General features: G+C 59.8%; 13 protein-coding genes and 1 pseudogene. 6 read left to right on the top strand and 8 right to left on the bottom strand.

The features are described from left to right. Positions 1 to 140: 140 nt before the first annotated feature. Together MNQ99_RS08475 and MNQ99_RS08480 are read right to left on the bottom strand one after the other, a co-directional pair. The gene (locus MNQ99_RS08475; protein WP_241915111.1) at positions 141 to 1,430 is read right to left on the bottom strand and encodes a glycosyltransferase; all 1,290 of its coding nucleotides are present in this window, start codon (positions 1,428 to 1,430) and stop codon (positions 141 to 143) included. 423 nt (positions 1,431 to 1,853) lie between these two features. After that, positions 1,854 to 2,270, bottom strand: a complete 417-nt coding sequence (locus MNQ99_RS08480; RefSeq protein ID WP_241915112.1) for a hypothetical protein — start codon at positions 2,268 to 2,270, stop codon at positions 1,854 to 1,856. Between the two features lie 52 nt (positions 2,271 to 2,322). On the opposite strand from MNQ99_RS08480, the pseudogene MNQ99_RS08485 reads away from it, so the two are divergent. After that, positions 2,323 to 2,780, top strand: a pseudogene (locus MNQ99_RS08485) (ATP-binding protein); the annotation flags it as partial. A gap of 202 nt (positions 2,781 to 2,982) precedes the next feature. Here MNQ99_RS08485 and MNQ99_RS08490 read toward each other — a convergent pair. From MNQ99_RS08490 to wecB, 4 genes are all read right to left on the bottom strand, one after another. Continuing rightward, the gene (locus tag MNQ99_RS08490) at positions 2,983 to 4,896 is read right to left on the bottom strand and encodes a glycosyltransferase family protein (RefSeq protein WP_241915308.1); all 1,914 of its coding nucleotides are present in this window, start codon (positions 4,894 to 4,896) and stop codon (positions 2,983 to 2,985) included. A 275-nt stretch (positions 4,897 to 5,171) separates the two neighbouring features. Beyond that, positions 5,172 to 7,178, bottom strand: a complete 2,007-nt coding sequence (locus tag MNQ99_RS08495) for a CgeB family protein (protein ID WP_241915113.1) — start codon at positions 7,176 to 7,178, stop codon at positions 5,172 to 5,174. Positions 7,179 to 8,191: 1,013 nt separating this feature from the next. Beyond that, positions 8,192 to 9,475: a UDP-N-acetyl-D-mannosamine dehydrogenase gene (gene wecC, locus MNQ99_RS08500; RefSeq protein ID WP_241915114.1), complete on the bottom strand. Its 1,284-nt coding sequence runs from the start codon at positions 9,473 to 9,475 to the stop codon at positions 8,192 to 8,194. 87 nt (positions 9,476 to 9,562) lie between these two features. Then, positions 9,563 to 10,705 (bottom strand): non-hydrolyzing UDP-N-acetylglucosamine 2-epimerase, encoded by a 1,143-nt coding sequence (wecB, locus tag MNQ99_RS08505; protein WP_241915115.1) that lies wholly within the window; start codon positions 10,703 to 10,705, stop codon positions 9,563 to 9,565. A gap of 479 nt (positions 10,706 to 11,184) precedes the next feature. Between wecB and MNQ99_RS08510 the strand changes: the two genes are divergently transcribed. The 3 genes from MNQ99_RS08510 to rsmD are packed head-to-tail and all read left to right on the top strand — an operon-like array spanning position 11,185 to position 14,893. Then, positions 11,185 to 12,120 carry a DAK2 domain-containing protein gene (locus MNQ99_RS08510; RefSeq protein WP_127511664.1) on the top strand — a complete coding sequence of 312 codons (936 nt, stop codon included), beginning with the start codon at positions 11,185 to 11,187 and terminating at the stop codon, positions 12,118 to 12,120. Beyond that, on the top strand, positions 12,110 to 14,299 hold the full coding sequence (locus MNQ99_RS08515; protein WP_422387510.1) for an ATP-dependent DNA helicase RecG: 2,190 nt from the start codon (positions 12,110 to 12,112) through the stop codon (positions 14,297 to 14,299). The genes MNQ99_RS08510 and MNQ99_RS08515 overlap by 11 nt, the downstream gene beginning before the upstream one ends. Before the next feature lie 3 nt (positions 14,300 to 14,302). After that, the gene (gene rsmD / locus MNQ99_RS08520; RefSeq protein WP_241915117.1) at positions 14,303 to 14,893 is read left to right on the top strand and encodes a 16S rRNA (guanine(966)-N(2))-methyltransferase RsmD; all 591 of its coding nucleotides are present in this window, start codon (positions 14,303 to 14,305) and stop codon (positions 14,891 to 14,893) included. Here the strand turns inward: rsmD and MNQ99_RS08525 are convergent. Next, positions 14,876 to 15,646 carry a spermidine synthase gene (locus MNQ99_RS08525; RefSeq protein ID WP_241915118.1) on the bottom strand — a complete coding sequence of 257 codons (771 nt, stop codon included), beginning with the start codon at positions 15,644 to 15,646 and terminating at the stop codon, positions 14,876 to 14,878. The genes rsmD and MNQ99_RS08525 overlap by 18 nt on opposite strands. 3 nt (positions 15,647 to 15,649) lie before the next feature. Continuing rightward, complete coding sequence (locus tag MNQ99_RS08530; RefSeq protein ID WP_241915119.1) at positions 15,650 to 16,891, bottom strand: aminotransferase class I/II-fold pyridoxal phosphate-dependent enzyme; 1,242 nt, start codon at positions 16,889 to 16,891, stop codon at positions 15,650 to 15,652. A 75-nt stretch (positions 16,892 to 16,966) separates the two neighbouring features. On the opposite strand from MNQ99_RS08530, the gene coaD reads away from it, so the two are divergent. Beyond that, the gene (gene coaD, locus MNQ99_RS08535) at positions 16,967 to 17,452 is read left to right on the top strand and encodes a pantetheine-phosphate adenylyltransferase (protein ID WP_241915120.1); all 486 of its coding nucleotides are present in this window, start codon (positions 16,967 to 16,969) and stop codon (positions 17,450 to 17,452) included. Positions 17,453 to 17,475: 23 nt separating this feature from the next. Further along, positions 17,476 to 17,664, top strand: coding sequence for a hypothetical protein (locus MNQ99_RS08540; protein WP_241915121.1), 189 nt, complete (start codon positions 17,476 to 17,478; stop codon positions 17,662 to 17,664). Positions 17,665 to 17,855: the final 191 nt, after the last annotated feature.

The following is a 17,855-nucleotide window of genomic DNA, read 5'->3' on the forward strand; positions in this document are numbered from 1 at the left end:
CGAGCAATACTCGTAACTGCCGGTCTCGCATTAAGGGGTCGAGCGCTATCGCCAGTCCTAGCCGGGTTCTGAGTATGGACCAGACTAAAGGAATAGCTTCGACCGGCGTTTAAGTCGTCGAGGAGGCCATGCGTGCGACTCTATACGCGCAACCCTGCCGCGTTGTCGGCAGCCTCATGGAAGGACAGGCTGGTGACGCGGATCTGGCAGCTGCTCTTCCCGAATCGCCGGACGGACGCTCCACGGCATTCTAGGCCCTCCGGCAACTCGAAGACATACCGCATGGTTCGGCTTCCCTCATTAGTCGGCAGATACCGATAGTAGCCGATGTCCGGGTTGGTGGAGCGGACGATTCCGGCACGCAACAAGTCAGCGTCGAGGTGTTCTGGCACCGGCCCGCCGGTGGTGTCCGTAAGGTCGAAAGAAACCAACGCATTACGTTCAGTCGGAGAGCCGCTGCATTCCAGGGAGACGGCCATGCCAAGTTTTCCGCGTACCGGGTCGAACGAGTACCGTAAGGGTGTTTCGACGAGATCGGCAGCCTCGGGCAATAGGTTGGCCGCGTCCTCGGTTGGCCCGGCCGTCCGGTGCATCTTGTGCCATACAGCGGGGAAAAGGGCCTTGAGGTCATCCACATCTGTGATGGGCGGGTAGGCGGAGATTGAGTCGCGCAGCCGATTGATGACCTCAGCTTCCGTTCTGGCGCTTCTACCCAGTGTAGTGTCTTGGAGCGGGTGCCGCCCCCAGAAGTATCCGATCCCCCGACCATCGAGTATGACCGGATTAGTCTGGGCCGACTGCTCATGCGGCGCGCTGAGAGGAGTGATGAATTTTCCAGACAAGCTGACCTTGCAGACGCTCAGCAGCCCCAATGCGAGCAACGGGTAGTACGCCCGGCGCAGGTCATAGTAACCGCCACCGATACGGACGCCGGTGAAGCCGGAGCCCAAAGAGACCATCCAGCCCACGTGTTCGGGGGAGACGTACGGGGCGATCTGGTCGAAGTAGCTTGTCGGCAACAGGTCGTCATCGTCGAGCCGGTACCGACCGTACACCCCGCCAGCCGGCCGCATTTGCGAGACTGCATCCCTCTCCACGCTGGTGCGCGGGTTGGAGGACTTCCCTCCGGAGTGCTTGTCGAGGACCAGGAACGGGTATCTCTCCGCAGCGTTCTTCAGCGCGTTCTCGTATCTCGCCGGCAGGGAGTCTGAGTAGGACACCACATGAAGGACGTCGTGGTCACCGATGGCGGCGTTGAGCTGCGGAAGTGACTCGTTGATGAAGATTTCGGCCCGCGGCGCCAACCGCTCGTCTGAGAACAGGTAATCACGGTACTCGTCCACGGTGTTGAAACGTGTCCCGTTGGACGCACGCCAAGCGCCCGAGTCGGGCTCGAACAAACTAAACCGCGTGTGACCAATAAACAACATGATCACAGCATAAACCATTACCCACCCCCGGGCCGTTCGCACGGAGAGCCCCCAACGGGCCAGGTAAAAGAGATACCGCTGGACCAAAGGGGGCCACCATGCCAACCCGCCAAACAATCTCACACAACTATAACGCGGTGGCAGGGAGAACCCATTGCGGCATGCCCTGGTGGCTGACTTAGCGATTGCTATTGATGCCAGTAACTGGCGGGTACCGGTCAGTCGGGTCCTTGCCGGCGAAGGCGTCGGGCTCTCCATCGTGGACGAAGTTGCGCAAGGGTTTCGCCCGAGGCGTCTGCTGTGTCGAAACGCCACAGACTGGATTGAGTGAAGGCGCGCGGAGCTTACATGAAGGCGGTCGGTTTCTCAGACCACGGAAATGGATTGCACATCGTGAACCGGCCCGACTCTATAGAGACGTTCTTATGTGGCGGCCATCTCCGGAATGGGGCTGGGATTCTTGCTCTCGTAGGTAGCCTCGTATTCGGCGGGTGAATCATACCGAGCGGCTGTGCAGGCGGTGGTTGTTGACCAGTCGACTCCTTCGAAAGTCGCGTCTTCGACGTCCTCAATGGTTCTGAACCTGCCGGCATGGACTCGGGCCCTACGCACTCGGTCTGCATAGGCATTCCCAACGCTGCCTATCGATGCTGTCAGTCCTTCGAGCATCAGGTGCTCGGTGAAGCGGACAGCGGTGTATATGGCTTCCCGCCTCTGAACTGTGGATCGCTCACCATCGACTGGCTGGCCGGTGTTCTTGCGGGACCAGATAGCCATTCGTGGCAGGTCTGTACCAAGTGGCGTGGGCATCTCCGAAGCGACATTGACTGCGACGGTCATCTCGGAGAACGCATCGAAGACGAAGGCCGTGTAGACACACCGGGGTTACGCTCTCGGGACTTGCTCGTTCATCGAACGGCAACAGGACGTCGTATTTCAGGGATTCACCGGATCCGGGAAATCGTACCTGGGATGCGCTCTGGCCAAGCCGGCCCGCCAGCACCGGATCCGGGCTCACTACATCCGCATGTCCGACCTCAAGGAAGCCTGGGCGCTGGCAAAGGACAAGCCCCAGGGGCAGACCAAATTCCTGGAGAAGTACGCGGCTTTCACCCTGCTGATGATCGACGATTGGCTTCTCGACGACCCCGACGCAGGCATGCGCAGCATGCTGCTGGAGCTACTGGAGCGCCGGTACGACACCGCCTCGACCGTTATGTACTACGCAAAGAAAGACTGGCACCAGCAACTCGGTTCCGGAGTCCACGCCGATGCGATCATGGACCGCATCGTCACAACACCATCTGGGGCGAAACCGGCAACAACAACATGCATGACACGCCACGATGACGCAGTGGGAAAAGGCCGGTGGGAGCCGCGTAGCCCCCACAACCGCGGCCACTGGCCTCTACCGGCTGTCAATGGCCCCGACAGGCAATATCGAGTGGCGGCCATCCTTCATATAAACAGGGGATGCTGCCTCGGACGGCCGGCTGCGAACTTTAGGCGTCTATCAGGAGCTTTGCGTAGTTTTGTCGGACATCCCGAAGCACTATCGTTGACTCCTTCGCGGGCGGCCGCTCAGGCCAATGAGAGTTTCCCGCCAGGCCTCCACAACGCGGCTGGCCTGATAGGCGGCGGGGAGAACGATTTCTTGTTCGTTTTCACCTGCCAGGATACGGCGGGCGGCATCACTTGAGTCACCGACGACGAGGTGGTCGCCCCAAATTTCTGCCGCACCCTGCCAGTCCCACACCACAGGGTTAGTTCCTGCAAGTAGTGCTTCACCGACGGCCATGTGGAACGACTCGAAGTCAGACGGGGATAGCAGGTGGCCAACCATGGTGAACCAGTCATTGACGTCATCGCCGGGCGGATCAAAGACTACGTTGTGGGCAAGCACAGGTGAACTATTTAATCTCATGAAGACCCTGCGATAGAACTGAAGTTCTTCGCGCCGGGACAATAGCCATCCATACTCAAGAGGATGTTTGCCCTTGACTCTTAACTGGTATCGAGTATCTGATGCTTGAAGGATTTCGAGGACGTCTAGGGCTCTGTCCAATCTCTTCCTAGAAGGGACGGCACCGATCAACCCTAAGGTGTACTTTGCGTCCCCAGTTTTTTTCTTTGGGTAGAACCGTTCAGGATCGAGATAGTTGGGAATCACAGACGTCCGATTCTCCGGGAAGCCAAACGACTCTTGGCCTTGCCGACGAACTATATCGCTCACGTAGCTGATATGGTCGATCCTGTCCCATTTAGATCTTGCTAGGTATGGAAGGGCTCGCTCTTGAAGGTGGAATCGAGCGACCAGGCTCTGGTGGGGCAGGCGCATGTGTGAATACCATTCCAAGTTCCCAAGAGCCCATTCGCAAAACACTATGTCTGCGCGAGCCAACTTGCGTTTGCTTTGAGCGCTATCATGCTTTGCATGTCCTGACCACTCATCGACGTGAAACTTGAAGTCTCCACTGGCCTCGAGACTGTGCTGCAGGCCGTGAAAGAACTTGAGATCGTGACCGGCGACCAACACATTAAGAGGCTGCTCGTGGACTGCTGCCCGGGGGAGTGGCTGCTGTGGGCTCAACTCGAGCCACTTCTTCACAGTCTCAACTCGGTTGCTGAACGTATGGGTTGTAGCAACTGTACGCAAGCGGTCAGCGGAGGCTTGGGCGACCTCGTCTGAGGTAAGAGCCAGTTCAAGCTTGGCCAAGAACTCGCGGGCACTGTTGGCGTACAAAGGGTAATCGCTTCCTAGAAGCGACTCGTGCAACGAATTGCGGTTCACGATGGCAGCGCAACCCGCCGCACCGTACTCGAGTAGTTTGGTTGAAAACTCTAAAGACGAGTCCATCGTCTCTGCACGCCATGAGAGACCGACTCGCGTACGCCGCAATTCCTCCTGGAGTTCCTCACGGGAAATGGCGCCTACCCATTCCAAGCCAACCGTCTCATTGAGGGCGGTCCTCATTTTGAGGACAAAATCTGGCGAGTCAGCGTTGAACTTATCGCCGAACACCCGGAAGCGGGAGCTTGGGATCCTGGGATGCAGTTTGGTCCATTGTTCCGCCATCTCCAACGTGTTCCAGGCCGGCTTGAATTTACCAGCGTACACGGCCGTCATTTCTCTGTCGGCAATTGGTGGGCTAGTGGGTGAAAAGTCGGGGACAAGAGGGGCATAGGTGCAAAGCTTGCCAGGATCGATGTTGGGAACAAGGTGTGTCCAAAGACTCCGGAGTTCCTCGGTTTGACACATGATTCTCGCCGCGCCGAGGGCAAGTTGCGCTATCTGTTCACGTTGCTCGGCGGAGTAGTCCTCCAGCACTTGCGGTATGTCTGTTAGGTAGAGCCAGCTTTTCTTCAGCAACCAGGGGCGCTCGAGCATTTTGACGGCAATGTCGAAGCCCCGCACGACGATGACATCGTAGGATTGGGTCTTGTTAAGTATCCGGGCGGCCTTCACCAAGCTCGATGAGTGTCTCAGCCGGGAGTACAGGTCCCCCTTTAGGCCAAGTACCTTACGTCCATCTACCAGAGAAATATTGGGTTCATCAACGAGAGCGCCATAAAGCTCGAACCTTCGCGGTGTGCTTCTCGTCAGGAGATCAACTGTAGCAACACCGGTTCTTGCGAAAAGTAGCGCCAGGGATTGAGCCCATACAGAAGAGCCGTCAATGTAGTTGAGGTCGGGGTTAGCGCAAATTAGTACGCGTCGATTATCCAAGCTAGATACTGTTCCTATCCCTGTAAAGCAGTGCCTGGCGAAAACTCTGAAGAGTCGGCGAAGAAAAGACCGTCGTGTCTTACGAGATGATCTTCCGAGTGACTCCATTTTTGTCGAAAGATTTCTGGTCGCCAGATGGATCCGTTCAGGTATCCTTCTCCATCGTAACTAAACGCATCTTGTTCAAGTGATTTCCCCCATCCTGCCCCTCCAGGTTGATATTGGGATGCGTTCACGAGGTCACGCAGGTAGTGACGTCCGTAGTGGTGGCTTGTAGATAGCTGTCCTATGAGGGTGTAGCCGTTTATTTCTGCGCGTAGAGCAACGTCGTTTGCCACTCCAGGAGCAACGGGTGTAATCCGTTCATTGAAGTACTCGGGGGTGTAACCTGAAATAGTCTCAGCTATAATCTTAAAGTTTCGATACGATTGATGCTCAGCAAAAGTGTTGATTGTATGGAGATCTGCCGCGTCAGCAATTTTCGTTTTGAAAAGCACCCCGGGGCTGGTCTCTGTCTGATTACCAACTCCACTAATCCTGAAGATGTCATTGGTGCGGTGAGCGTAAGTATGGTGTGCAAACACCTCACGGATTCCTGCGAGGCTTCTGCGTCGCCACTCTTCGTCGTCGTTAAGTAGGACGTCGAGAGCCTCCCGGGCTTCGTCCGGGGAATTTACTAGCCAGACCGCTTCATCGGAAAAGAGTTCCTCGATGCCCAAGGCGTAGGTGCTGATAACGGGTGTTCCGGAAGCCATTAGCTCGAAAACACGCCGTGAGAACATAGTGGGGGAGTTTGTCACTGAGTTCACGTTTAGGAACACTCTGTACTTCGCGTACTCCCTGCAAAGCTCTAGGTAGGGGAGCCCTCCGCGAACACTCCCCAAGAACTCGTCGGGAAACGGAAATGTCCCAGTTCCATGGTTGCGGTCGAAAATGTCGAGCCCATGGCCGAGGGCACTTTCAAGCAGCCATTGCATAGCGCTGCCTCTCTCAGCATGTCGATTACCGTACCAGCTACCGGCAAACGCTGCTTTAGGAATCCTGCCCGTAAGAGGTCTCGGCTTGTGGAGGGCAGGCTGCGCTGCAAAAGGAAGAGCGTGGACGCTGGCATTACCTGTCTTTCTCTTGTATGAGTCAATCAGGTTGGCGTCGGTTGTAAAGATGTGGTCCGCGGATTTGGCGGCAGTCAAAAACTTATCGTGATGCACCGGATCTTCCTTATTCCAGAAGACGGAGGGTACGCCATTCTGGCGGCCCCATCGGAACATATCACTCAGTTCAGATCCTGGGGTGACGCTGTAATTACCGATCCGGTACTGCCAGCTACGACCCCTGCCTTTCCACGCGCTTTCGATGAATATTAACTCTGGCTGGTACTTTTTCGCTAGCGCGAGCCAGTTGTCTGGACGTGGTTGTACCAAATTGAGATCGTGCTCGAAACAACCTTCCGTAAACTCGTCCATGACGGCCAAGGTCAATGGGCGAGAATCAATTCTAGGTTCCGGCCATCCTTCGGCGCTCAGGGATTCTGCAGGCGTCAATTCTGGGGATGATGTGGCTGGATCCACAGGCGTCAATGCTTCGAGGGCGCTTCTTAGAGGTTCGAACTGCTTGCCGAGCTCTTCCGCCCAGTCAGCATGTCGCCAAGAATTGTGACGGACAGTCGATTGCACTGCGGTCCTGTGCCGAGAAAGTCGTTCATCGAGGAGGGATGAATACTCGCTGCTACGCCAAGAATTGCGTGTCAATGAAGATTCAACGGCGGAGAGATGCTCTGCAAGAATTTGCGTGACTTGCTTGCTACGCGTGCGGTGCATTATGCGGAGGCTTTTGTAGGCAACTAACCCGACCCCCACAATGGTTGCTTGTACCGAAAGAAGTGCGAACATTAGCCCTGCACCGAAGTTATTCCGCACCAAGGTTGTTTGCAAGGCCAGAAATACCAAAATTACGCTGACTGCGAGGGCTGCCACTGCGTAGCGGTGGCGCTTCAGACTGCGCATGACGTGCTGATTCGCCACGAAGACTCTCCTTTTCTCCAGGCGACTGATTGACGCCCTCGATTCACGCATCCTATTCTACCTACTGACTCGATGCCTGACAGACGGCTCGATCAGCACACGGCGGCCAATCGCGTTCCGCACGGCAGGCAGCACAACACGGCCCGCAAGATTCAACAAAATCGACGCAGCGTGGACCTCACCCGTAATCTGTAACAAGGCTCGTAGTTCTCAGCATAAATGTCTCGACAACACCTATGCTCGCGGGACTGTGAGCCCTTTCAATTCAGGGACACCACGTTATATGTAGATGAGTCTCCGTGCCTTGCAAAGACACCGGGTCCCGCGGTCCAGGTCTACGGATAGCGAGTATGCTTCGCCTAACGCGCCAGTAGGGAAGCTCCTGCGGCAATTGAAAGATCTTCAAGCCAGCCTCAGGCTCGAGCGTCTTTATTGCCCTGTCCAGGTGCGCATTGACGGGTGCGACTAGTTGAGAAAAATCAGTGCGGCTAGGATAGCAGGGACGGCGGTGATAACAAGCGCAACTATAAACCCGGCTATTTTTCGCTTGCGTTGGTAACTGCTTCCATCACGTAGCGCACTCTGCCGGATTATCTTATGCTCTTGGGCGGGCTTACTTGCGGAGCGTCCCAGATGCCGAGCGGCAGGAATCTCAGTCGGCATGTAACTCACTAGGTCGACCTCCCGGATATCTGTTCGAAAATTTCCTTCGACAGTATAGTCTCCTGGCGTCAGCCGTCTGGTGCAAATAGATGCCGAATGGCTGACCCATAGCGTTTCCGAACGTTTTCTATTGAACTGTTTCGCCGAGATGTTCGTTGGTGACGGCCGGCTTTGCGATTCGGCCTCGGACGCATCGTGGCAGTCCGTTTGATCTGCCAGTGGCACGATAACTGCCCCACCGTGCCACCGACCAGCTGGAAACCGTGGTGTCGTGGCTCGCAAATACAGCTGTCCAGACAATTGACGACTTCTTGCTTGCCTGGTGCCGGTCTGGCCGATCTGGATGTGGTTTACAACACTAAGGCCGGAGCGTTGGTCTGTACCTGGCGCCATGCTCCTCTGGTATCGATGACTTTTTTGTCCAACAGCTTATCGGTGTCAAACTTCTTGAACTCTTCATGGTCGACGAGCAGGAGGATCAGATCGGCGGCCGCGATGGCCGGTTCGAGTTCGCTGAGCCGCACGTTCTTGCGATTGTGCAATTCGGCTGGAAGCTCTAAGATGTTCGGTTCGACTGCGAGTAGCTGACCATTGGGAATCGCGTCCGCCAGCCGGCCTGCAATGTCCCTGGCGGGCGACTCGCGCAGGTCGTCGATGTCCGCCTTGAAGGCCAGGCCTAGTGCGGCGATCGTTGGAGACTCCACCCCAATTAGTGCGGTCAAAGCCTTGTCAATCACAATTTGCGGCTTGCTATCATTTGTTTCTCGAGCCAAGCGGATTATCTTGGCGTCGTCGGGCATGGCCGACACAATGAACCATGGATCAACAGCGATGCAATGCCCGCCCACTCCGGGGCCGGGCTGGAGAATGTTTACGCGCGGGTGGTGGTTAGCGAGTTCAATGAGTTCCCATACGTCGACGTTGAGCTTGTCGGCGATCACGGAAAGCTCATTGGCGAAGGCAATGTTGACATCACGGAAAGAGTTTTCCACCAGCTTGGCCATCTCCGCTGTCACAGCGTCTGTGATGTGAATATCTGCCTTGCAGAAGGACGAGTAGAGGTTTTTCGCCATTTCGGCGGCTCCGGGCGTTAGGCCGCCGACAATTCTGTCGTTCTCAACTAGCTCGATCATGACACGGCCGGGGAGTACCCGTTCCGGGCAATGGGCCACATGAATGGAATTGGAGGCATCGCCGCCCAAACTGAGATCCGGCCGTTCATCCATTATGATGTCCGCCATGTGCTGGGTTGCGCCCGGCGGTGAGGTGGACTCGAGGATAATGAGTTCGCCTCCCCGAAGCTGCGGAGCGATTCCTTTGGCCGCCGCCTCAATGAAACTGAGATCGGCAGTATGGCCGTCCTTGAAAGGCGTCGGCACAGCCACGATGTAGGCCTCTGCCTCGGGTGTCGACGTCGTAGCACGAAGTTTACCCGCAGCAACTGTGCCAGTCAGAGAGGCGCCCAAATCAGGCTCGACGAAAGGGAGTTCACCCCTGTTGATCGCCTCGACTGTGCTCTGCTTTACATCTACCCCCGTGACGTCATGCCCGTTGACAGCGAGCACCACAGCTGTGGGCAGACCGATGTAGCCCAAACCGATAACGGCGATTCTCTTCTTGTCCTGTATGGTCATCGTTTCTCTATCTACTTCGTTGCTCGTCGTTTTTGATTGCGCCTGGAAGCATGCTCCGGTAGTAAGATCAGCGGCCCGCCGATCTTACTAGCCTGCGAAGTCGGCGATTCTGGATCCCACGCCCACTAGCTGCTCGATGGCTGCTACGGTCCGTTCGGCAGCCCTGCCATCGCCGTACGGGTTGACGGCAGTCGCCATAGATTCGTAATGCTCATCCTCGTTGAGGAGCCGGTCCACCTCTTTGACAATACGGTCTTCATGGGTCCCGATGAGCATGACTGTTCCCGCGTGAACGGCTTCCGGACGTTCCGTATTGTCGCGCATGACTAAGACCGGCTTGCCCAGGCTGGGTGCTTCCTCCTGGACTCCACCAGAGTCTGTTAGCACAACGTGGGCCAAGGACAGCATCCTAGTAAACTCCCCGTAGGCGAGAGGTTCGGTGATGACAACGTTCTTCTTTCCTCGGATGGCTGGAAGTACGGCCTCCCGAACCGCCGGATTCTTGTGAACCGGGAAGACGATCGTGACATTCGGATCTGCATCGGCGATACGGGCGAGAGCACGACCTACACCTTCCATTGCCTGGCCCTGATTTTCACGACGGTGAGTTGTTACGAGCACCACGCGTTTGCCTGATGTGGCGATGTCTTCCAGATTGGAATCCGAAAAGGGCACTTGCTTTTCTACAGTCTTGAGTAGCGCATCAATAACTGTATTGCCGGTGACTACGATGTCCTTAGGAGCGATTCCTTCATGCTCAAGGTTCGCGCGACTGATGCCGGTTGGAGCCAGATGCAGACTCGAAATCTGCGAAGTGATTTTGCGGTTTGCTTCCTCCGGAAACGGGGAGAACAGGTTGCCCGATCGCAAACCAGCTTCAACATGGACTACCGCAATCCCACGATAGAATGCTGCAAGAGCACCCGCAGTCGACGTGGAGGTGTCACCTTGGACGACAACTACGTCGGGTTTTGCCTGTTCAAAGAGTCGGTCGAGCCCGTCGATCGTTCTCGTGACGATCGAGTTCAGCGTCTGTCGCGGCTGGATGATGTTCAAATCATGATCCGGAGAAATACCGAAGAGTTCGTTAACCTGGTCCAGCATATCTCTGTGCTGACCGGTGACCGTGACAACGCAATCCAGATTCTTCGACTGGTTAAGTTTATCGACGATCGGTGCCATCTTGATGGCCTCCGGCCGGGTGCCATAGATAGGCATGACTATAGGCATGATTTACTCCTAGGTGTGCGAGACTGCTGTGATCCTATCCGAAAAATGCCTACCAACGCTTAAACGGTTGCGCAGTCCTTGCCCAAGCAAGCGTACCAACGGGACCAATCGGACTTGAAGTTGACACGCCCAGCAGATTCCTCTCCAAATCGGGTACTGGAGCACCGGCTGGCTCAAATCCGGCAGACCGGAGATTCCGCACCTTGGTCGGGGAGGTGTTTACGCGTCGCTTATTCATAAATTTGCGGTGGACTGCGATGAGCCCAACGACCAATTGGTTGTGGGAAATGTCACGGGCGGTCAGCGCGGGCTGCGTCTGCACAGGAACTAACGAACAAGTTGGCTGATGCCTCGTTCTCCGTGATGGCTGCGGTAGGCTCAGTTAACGCCGGAGAACTGAGGACGATCGTTGGCGGGCATCGCCGGCGCATGCAGATGGGACCATGTTGCAGACGAAGATTGCTGCCAATGCCGAAGCGCTGCGCCGCTGGCTGTCAAAAGCCGAAGTGGTACTCGGGAACCACAGTGACCGCCTGAACGCCATCAATATCTTTCCGGTGGCCGACGGCGACACCGGGACCAACCTCTATCTGACCATCCGGGCGGCGGCTCAGTCCGCCTCGGAAAACCCCACGAGCGATGTCGGTGAACTCCTGGCCGGAGCAGGCCAGGCCGCCATGGAGGAAGCACGCGGAAACTCGGGCACCTTGTTGTCCGTTTTCCTGGCTGCCCTGGCTGAGCCGTTGCGTGGAACCACCCGGTTGACCGGACCGCTGCTGGCCGCGGCCCTGCAGCGTGCCGAGATCCGCTGCTGGTCCGCGCTGAGCGAGCCGGTTGAGGGAACCATGCTCTCCGTCATCGCTGCGGTGTCGCGGGCCGCCTCGGCCGCGCACGGAGCCCAGCACGATGACAGCAATCATGGACTGGCGGCGACGCTGGAAGCGATCGTGGAGGAGGCTCTCGCCGCGGTTGTCAGGACCGAGGCCCAGCTGGGTGCCCTGGAATCGGCCCATATTGTCGACGCCGGGGCGGTGGGCTTCCTGCTCATCATGGACACCCTGCGTGCCAGTGCCCTGGGTGAGGGGCTGCAGCCCGAATTGCTGGACGGATTGCACGGCTTCAACGTGCAGGATCCGCATTTGCATCTGGACCACATCGACGAAGGCGTCGAGGTAATGTGCACCATCAACCTCAGCCCGTTGGATGCTGCCACGCTGCGCCTGAAGCTGGATGAGCTGGGCGATTCGGTCATCATGAGTGCGGTGACCGAAGTCGAAGGCGGGTACCGTTGGCGCGTCCACGCCCACGTGCCCGACGGCGATGCGGCCCTGGAACTCATCCGGGAGCTGGGTGAGCCGATGAACGTCACCATGACGGAACTGGCGGGCCCGCCGGAGCACACCCATGGCGGCTGACCTGCCCGATGAGCTGGGTGTTCCGCTGGAGCGGCGGCTCGGCAAGCGTTCGGCGACAGCACTCGAAAAGCACCTGGGCATCACCCTGACCGGGGAACTGCTCAATTACTTTCCGCGGCGGTACCTGAAGCGCGGCGAACTGACCATGATTGCCGAGCTGCCGCGTGATGAGGACGCCAGCCTGGTGGCCCGGGTCCTGAAGTGCACGTCGCGCCGGATGCGCGCCCGCCGCGGCTCACTGACCGAAGTCGTGGTGACCGACAATTCCTCGGACATCAGCCTCACCTTCTTCAACGGCTACCAGGCCGAACGCGAGCTGAAGCCCGGCACGCTGGCCATGTTCTCCGGCAAGGTGACCTCCTACCGGGGCAGCCTCACGCTGACCAACCCGGACTATCAACTGCTCGAGGACGCCTTCGACTTCGACGCCGAGGAAGCCTTGCGTCCGGTACCGATGTACCCGGCCACGGCAAAACTCGGCAGCTGGCGGATCAAGGCCGCGGTGGATGCATTGCTGGACATCGTGGACCTCAGCCGCTTGGGAGACCCCATCCCGCCGGACATCGCCATCCGCGACGGCCTGCTTTCCCTGGCCGAGGCCTATGAACAGATCCACCGGCCGGCCTCCATGGAGGCCGCCAACGCGGCCCGGGACCGTTTCCGCTACCAGGAGGCGCTGGTGCTACAGGCGGCGCTGGGACGGAAGCGGGCCATCGCGGCGGCAGAGCAGGCCACCGCGCGACCGGGACGGATCGGCGGAATCGCCGACAAGTTCGATGCCCGGTTGCCCTTCGAGCTGACCAACGGGCAGCGCGACGTCGGAGAGACCATCGCCGCGGAGTTGGCAGGCCATGCGCCGATGAACCGGTTGCTGCAGGGGGAAGTCGGTTCGGGAAAGACCCTGGTCGCCCTCCGGGCGATGCTTCAAGTGGTCGATTCAGGCGGCCAGGCGGCGCTGCTCGCGCCGACCGAGGTCTTGGCCAGCCAGCACTACGAGTCGATCAGCCGAACGCTCGGCCCGCTGGCACAGGGCGGCATGCTCGGCGGCGACGCCGACGGCACCAAGGTGGTGCTGCTGACCGGATCGATGGCCGGAACCGCCAAGCGCAGGGCCCTGCTGGACGTAGCAACCGGGGAAGCGGGGATCGTCGTCGGCACCCATGCGCTGCTGTCCGAGACCGTGCAGTTCCTGGACCTGGGACTGGTGGTGGTGGACGAGCAGCACCGGTTTGGTGTGGAGCAGCGGGACAAACTGCGCAGCCGGGCCGACACACCGCCGCATCTGCTGGTCATGACCGCCACTCCCATTCCCCGAACGGTGGCGATGACGGTCTTCGGGGACCTGGAGACGTCGGTGTTGACCGAACTGCCTGCCGGGCGCGCGCCGATCACCACCCACATGGTGGCGCTGCAGGAACACCCTGCGTGGGAGGACCGAATCTGGCAGCGCGCCCGCGAAGAGGTCGACGCCGGCCGGCAGGTCTACGTGGTTTGCCCCAAGATCGGCGACGACGAGCTTGAGGAAGCGGATCCGCTGGACGATCTGCAGCAGGAGCAACAGCGGCCGATGGCTTCGGTGGCCGCAATCATCGAGCACATCAGCAGCCTGCCGGCGCTCTCCGGCGTGCGGATTGGCATGCTGCACGGGCGGATGGAGTCCGAGCAGAAGGCCGCCGCCATGGCGGAGTTCAACGACGGCACCCTGGACATCCTGGTCTCGACCACGGTGATCGAGGTCGGCGTCGACGTGCATAATGCCACCATGATGGTGATCCTGGACGCCGACCGTTTCGGGATTTCGCAGCTCCACCAGCTCCGCGGCCGGGTGGGCCGAGGCGGCCTCCCGGGGACCTGTCTGCTGGTGACGCAGCTGGAACCGGGCCACCCCAGCCGGGAGCGGCTGCAGGCAGTCGCCGCCACCACCGACGGATTCGAACTGTCCCAGGCCGACCTGCAGCTGCGGCGTGAAGGCGACATCCTCGGGGCCTCGCAATCGGGAGGCAAATCGACCCTGAAGCTCCTACGGGTGATCAAGGACGAAGCAGTCATCGCCCGTGCGCGCGAAGACGCCACCGCCATCTTGCAGCATGACTCCACGCTGTCCCAGTATCCGGAGCTGGCGGAGGCCATCGAGCTGTACCTTAACCCCGAACGCGAGGCCTTCCTTGAGCGCGGGTAGCCGGTGAGCCGGATTGTGGCCGGCGTGGCCGGGGGACTGACCCTGGCGAGCGTCCCGGGCGACAACACGAGGCCGACCACGGACCGGGTCAAGGAAGCGCTGTTCTCCCGGCTGGAGTCCTACGACGTCATAGCGGGTGCACGGGTGCTCGACCTCTTCGCCGGCTCCGGGGCACTGGGAGTCGAGACGGCCAGCCGTGGCGCCGCCACAGTCGATTTGGTGGAAGCAGCAGACAAGGCCGCCACGGTGTGCCGGCGAAACGCCGATTTGGTCAACCAGAAGCTGGGCCGGAAGACGGCCACCGTTCACCGCATGAAAGCGGAACGTTTCCTTGACGACCTGCCGGCGGGACAACATTGGGACCTGGTGCTGATGGATCCGCCCTATCCGCTGGGGGAGGACGCGCTCAGCGGCGTCCTCGGCTCTCTGTCCGCCTACCTTGCCGACGGCGCGGTGGTCGTCGTCGAGCGCTCTTCGCGTTCCCCGGAACCCGCATGGCCGGAAGGGCTCGAGCGGTTTGCGGTCAAGAAGTACGGCGAGACCCAGCTATGGTTCGCCGAGCCGGTCATGGAGCCGTCAGCCCCCGGCGAATGACTCAAGCTCTGGGCCGGTGAGCACTGCCGCCGGATGCGGACCGGCGGCCAGGAGCGCGTCGGTCCACACAGGCGACCAGCCGTCACGGCGGGCGGCGAGCACGATGTTGCCGGCCCTGGTGCTGGAGAACATGCCGGTCTCGGCGAGGGCAGCGACGGACCCGGCGGCCGACGCCAGCTCTCTGGCCTGCAGTTTCGCGAACGTCAGCGGCGGATCATCGCCCACGTTGACCAGCAGCACACCGTCGGGCTCCAGCACATCCAGCAACTCGTCGTAAAAGCCGGCGGTGGTGAGATGTTCCGGGGCGTCGTCGCCGGCAAAGACGTCCAGCACGATGACGTCGAACGCCCCCTCAATATCGCCGAAAGCCACTTCCTGCCGCGCATCGCCGAAGTGGACCGCGAGATCGGTACCTTCGGGCATGGGCAGATGCTCGAGGACGAAGTCCAACAGTTCCCGCTCCAACTCCACGGCCACTTGTTCGGAACCGGGGCGGGTGGCCTGCACATACCGGGCCAGCGTCAGGGCGCCGGCTCCCAGATGAAGGAACCGGAGCGGGACTCCCCGTGGGCCGGCGAGGTCAACGACGTTGGCAATCCTGCGCAGGTATTCGTAGAACACGTCGTCGGGATGCCGTAGATTGACGTGCGATTGCTCCGCGCCGCCGATGCTGAGGACGTAGGACCCCGGAACGCGGTCGTCCTTCTCGATACTGGCGTGCAGGCCGCTGCCGCCGAGATAACGTTCAGCCATGGCTCAGGCGCCTTTCTTCAGGGAGGCGAGGCGCTGGGCGGCGTCCTGCAGGACCTCGGTCTTCTTGCAGAAAGCGAAGCGCAGCAGCGAACGGGTCCGCCGGGCGCCGTCGGGGTGGCAGAACACCGGCACCGGGATGGCCGCAACGCCGATCTGCTCCGGCATCCGCCGGGCCAGTTCCAGTGAGTCGGCGAAGCCCAGCGGAGCGGTGTCCACGTTGACGAAGTAGGTGCCCTGCGGCGTGAAGACGTCAAAGCCCGCTTCCCGCAGGCCGTCGCTGAGCAGATCGCGCTTGGCCTTCAGGTCTCGGGCTACGCCGTTGTAGAAGGCGTCAGGCAGTCCGAGCCCCAGTGCCACAGCATCCTGGAACGGAGCGCCCGAACTGTACGTGAGGAACTGTTTGACCGTCCGCACCGCCGCCACCAGATCCGCCGGGCCGGAGAGCCAGCCGACCTTCCAGCCGGTGAAGGAAAACGTCTTTCCGGCCGAGGAGATGGTGAGTGTCCGCTCCGCCGCACCCGGCAGCGTCGCGATCGGGATGTGCGGGACATCGAAGGTGAGGTGTTCGTAGACCTCGTCGGTGACGATCAGCGCATCGTAGCGGTGTGCCAGTTCGACGATCCGGGTCAGCGCTTCACGGGAGAACACGCTGCCCATGGGGTTGTGCGGGTTGTTGACCACCACCATGCGGGTGCGCTCCGAGAAGGCAGCTTCCAGTGCATGGAGGTCGGGCTGGAAATCCGGAGCCAGCAGCGGCGCCGTGGTGTGCCGGGCGCCGCTCAATCCGATGACCGCGCCGTAGGCGTCATAAAAGGGTTCGAAGGTCAGGACTTCGTCGCCCGGTCCGGTCAGCGCCAGCAGGGTCGCTGCCAGAGCTTCCGTTGCTCCGGTGGTGACGATGATTTCAGTTTCCGGGTCCGGGGTCAGCCCGTAGAACCGCTCCTGATGATGCGCGACGGCGGTGCGCAGCGTGAGCGTCCCTTTTCCCGGCGCGTACTGGTTGGCGCCGTTGCGGATCGCGTCCATCGCGGCGGCAGCGATTTCGGCCGGACCGTCCTCGTCGGGGAAGCCTTGTCCCAGATTGATGGCACCGGTCCGGGCCGCCAGCGTGGTCATCTCTTCGAAAATCGTCACACCGAGCCCGCCGTCGTCGCCGAGGAGGTTCGAACCTGCCGCGGTCCGCTGCCATGGGGCAGCAACGTCGTCCCGGCGTCCGTGGACGAGTTGCCTCATTGCTGTGCTCATGACTCCCAGTATTACCACTGAAGTGTTACCGCTGCGCGTGGTGCGCGGCCTGCCGGATCGGCTAGATTCGACTCTATGCGCCGTGCTGTCTGCCCAGGATCCTACGACCCGCTCCACAAAGGCCACGTGGAGATCATTGCCCGTGCCGCGAGCATGTATGACGAGGTCATCGTCGCCGTCTCGACCAACTACGCGAAGAAGTACCGCTTCAGTCTGGAGGAAAGGCTCGCCATGGCCCGCGAGACGCTGTCCTACCTCCGCGGGGTGAGCGTTGAACCAATGGGCGACGGCCTGCTCGCTGAATACTGCCGCAGCCGTGGGGCCGGAGTCATCGTCAAGGGCCTGCGCTCGTCGCAGGACTACTACTACGAGCTGCCGATGGCCCAGATGAACCGGCATCTGGCCGGAATCGAGACAGTGTTTCTCGCTGGCGAGAACAGCTATTCGCATGTCTCCTCAACGCTGATCAAAGAAGTTGCGTCACTGGGCGGAGACATTTCCGAATTCGTGCCCAAGGCCGTTCTGACCCGTTTCCGATCGGCAAACCCAGCTAATTCCTAGGTTCGCGCGCCATGCTGTCAGGCATGGACGATGCAGAAATTCGAGCACGTTCGGCCGGCATGCCGGTTGGCACGATCTGGGACACTGGCACAGAGACGGTAACTATTGGCCCCCGTTGCATCATCATTGAACCGCATGGACTGCACGAGGAAGCATATGAACTGATTACCGGTGAGGGTGGAGGAATCGAAATAAGACCTCACCGTGAATGAAGACTGCCACGCTGGTTCCGGTTTGCATGCAGGATGCAGCCGCTAGCGTCGCAGCGAATACTTCCGCGAATCGATGCCGCGTCCCCTGTCCGCCCTTGGTGTCGACGACCTCCGCGGGACTTCAGCTGCGAGGTCCGTGAAGAGTGTCGGGGTCGTTCAGGTGTGTCCGCTTAGGTAAATGCGCCAGCAAG

This window comes from Arthrobacter sulfonylureivorans (assembly GCF_022637435.1).
In the GTDB taxonomy this organism is placed as follows: Bacteria; Actinomycetota; Actinomycetes; order Actinomycetales; family Micrococcaceae; genus Crystallibacter; species Crystallibacter sulfonylureivorans.

Coding starts and splice junctions, on each gene's coding strand:
- MNQ99_RS08475 (WP_241915111.1), bottom strand. CDS start 1,430: ATGTTGTTTATTGGTCACACGCGGTTTAGTTTGTTCGAGCCCGACTCG.
- MNQ99_RS08480 (WP_241915112.1), bottom strand. CDS start 2,270: ATGACCGTCGCAGTCAATGTCGCTTCGGAGATGCCCACGCCACTTGGT.
- wecC (WP_241915114.1), bottom strand. CDS start 9,475: ATGACCATACAGGACAAGAAGAGAATCGCCGTTATCGGTTTGGGCTAC.
- wecB (WP_241915115.1), bottom strand. CDS start 10,705: ATGCCTATAGTCATGCCTATCTATGGCACCCGGCCGGAGGCCATCAAG.
- MNQ99_RS08515 (WP_422387510.1), top strand. CDS start 12,110: ATGGCGGCTGACCTGCCCGATGAGCTGGGTGTTCCGCTGGAGCGGCGG.
- MNQ99_RS08525 (WP_241915118.1), bottom strand. CDS start 15,646: ATGGCTGAACGTTATCTCGGCGGCAGCGGCCTGCACGCCAGTATCGAG.
- MNQ99_RS08530 (WP_241915119.1), bottom strand. CDS start 16,891: ATGAGCACAGCAATGAGGCAACTCGTCCACGGACGCCGGGACGACGTT.
- coaD (WP_241915120.1), top strand. CDS start 16,967: ATGCGCCGTGCTGTCTGCCCAGGATCCTACGACCCGCTCCACAAAGGC.
- MNQ99_RS08540 (WP_241915121.1), top strand. CDS start 17,476: ATGGACGATGCAGAAATTCGAGCACGTTCGGCCGGCATGCCGGTTGGC.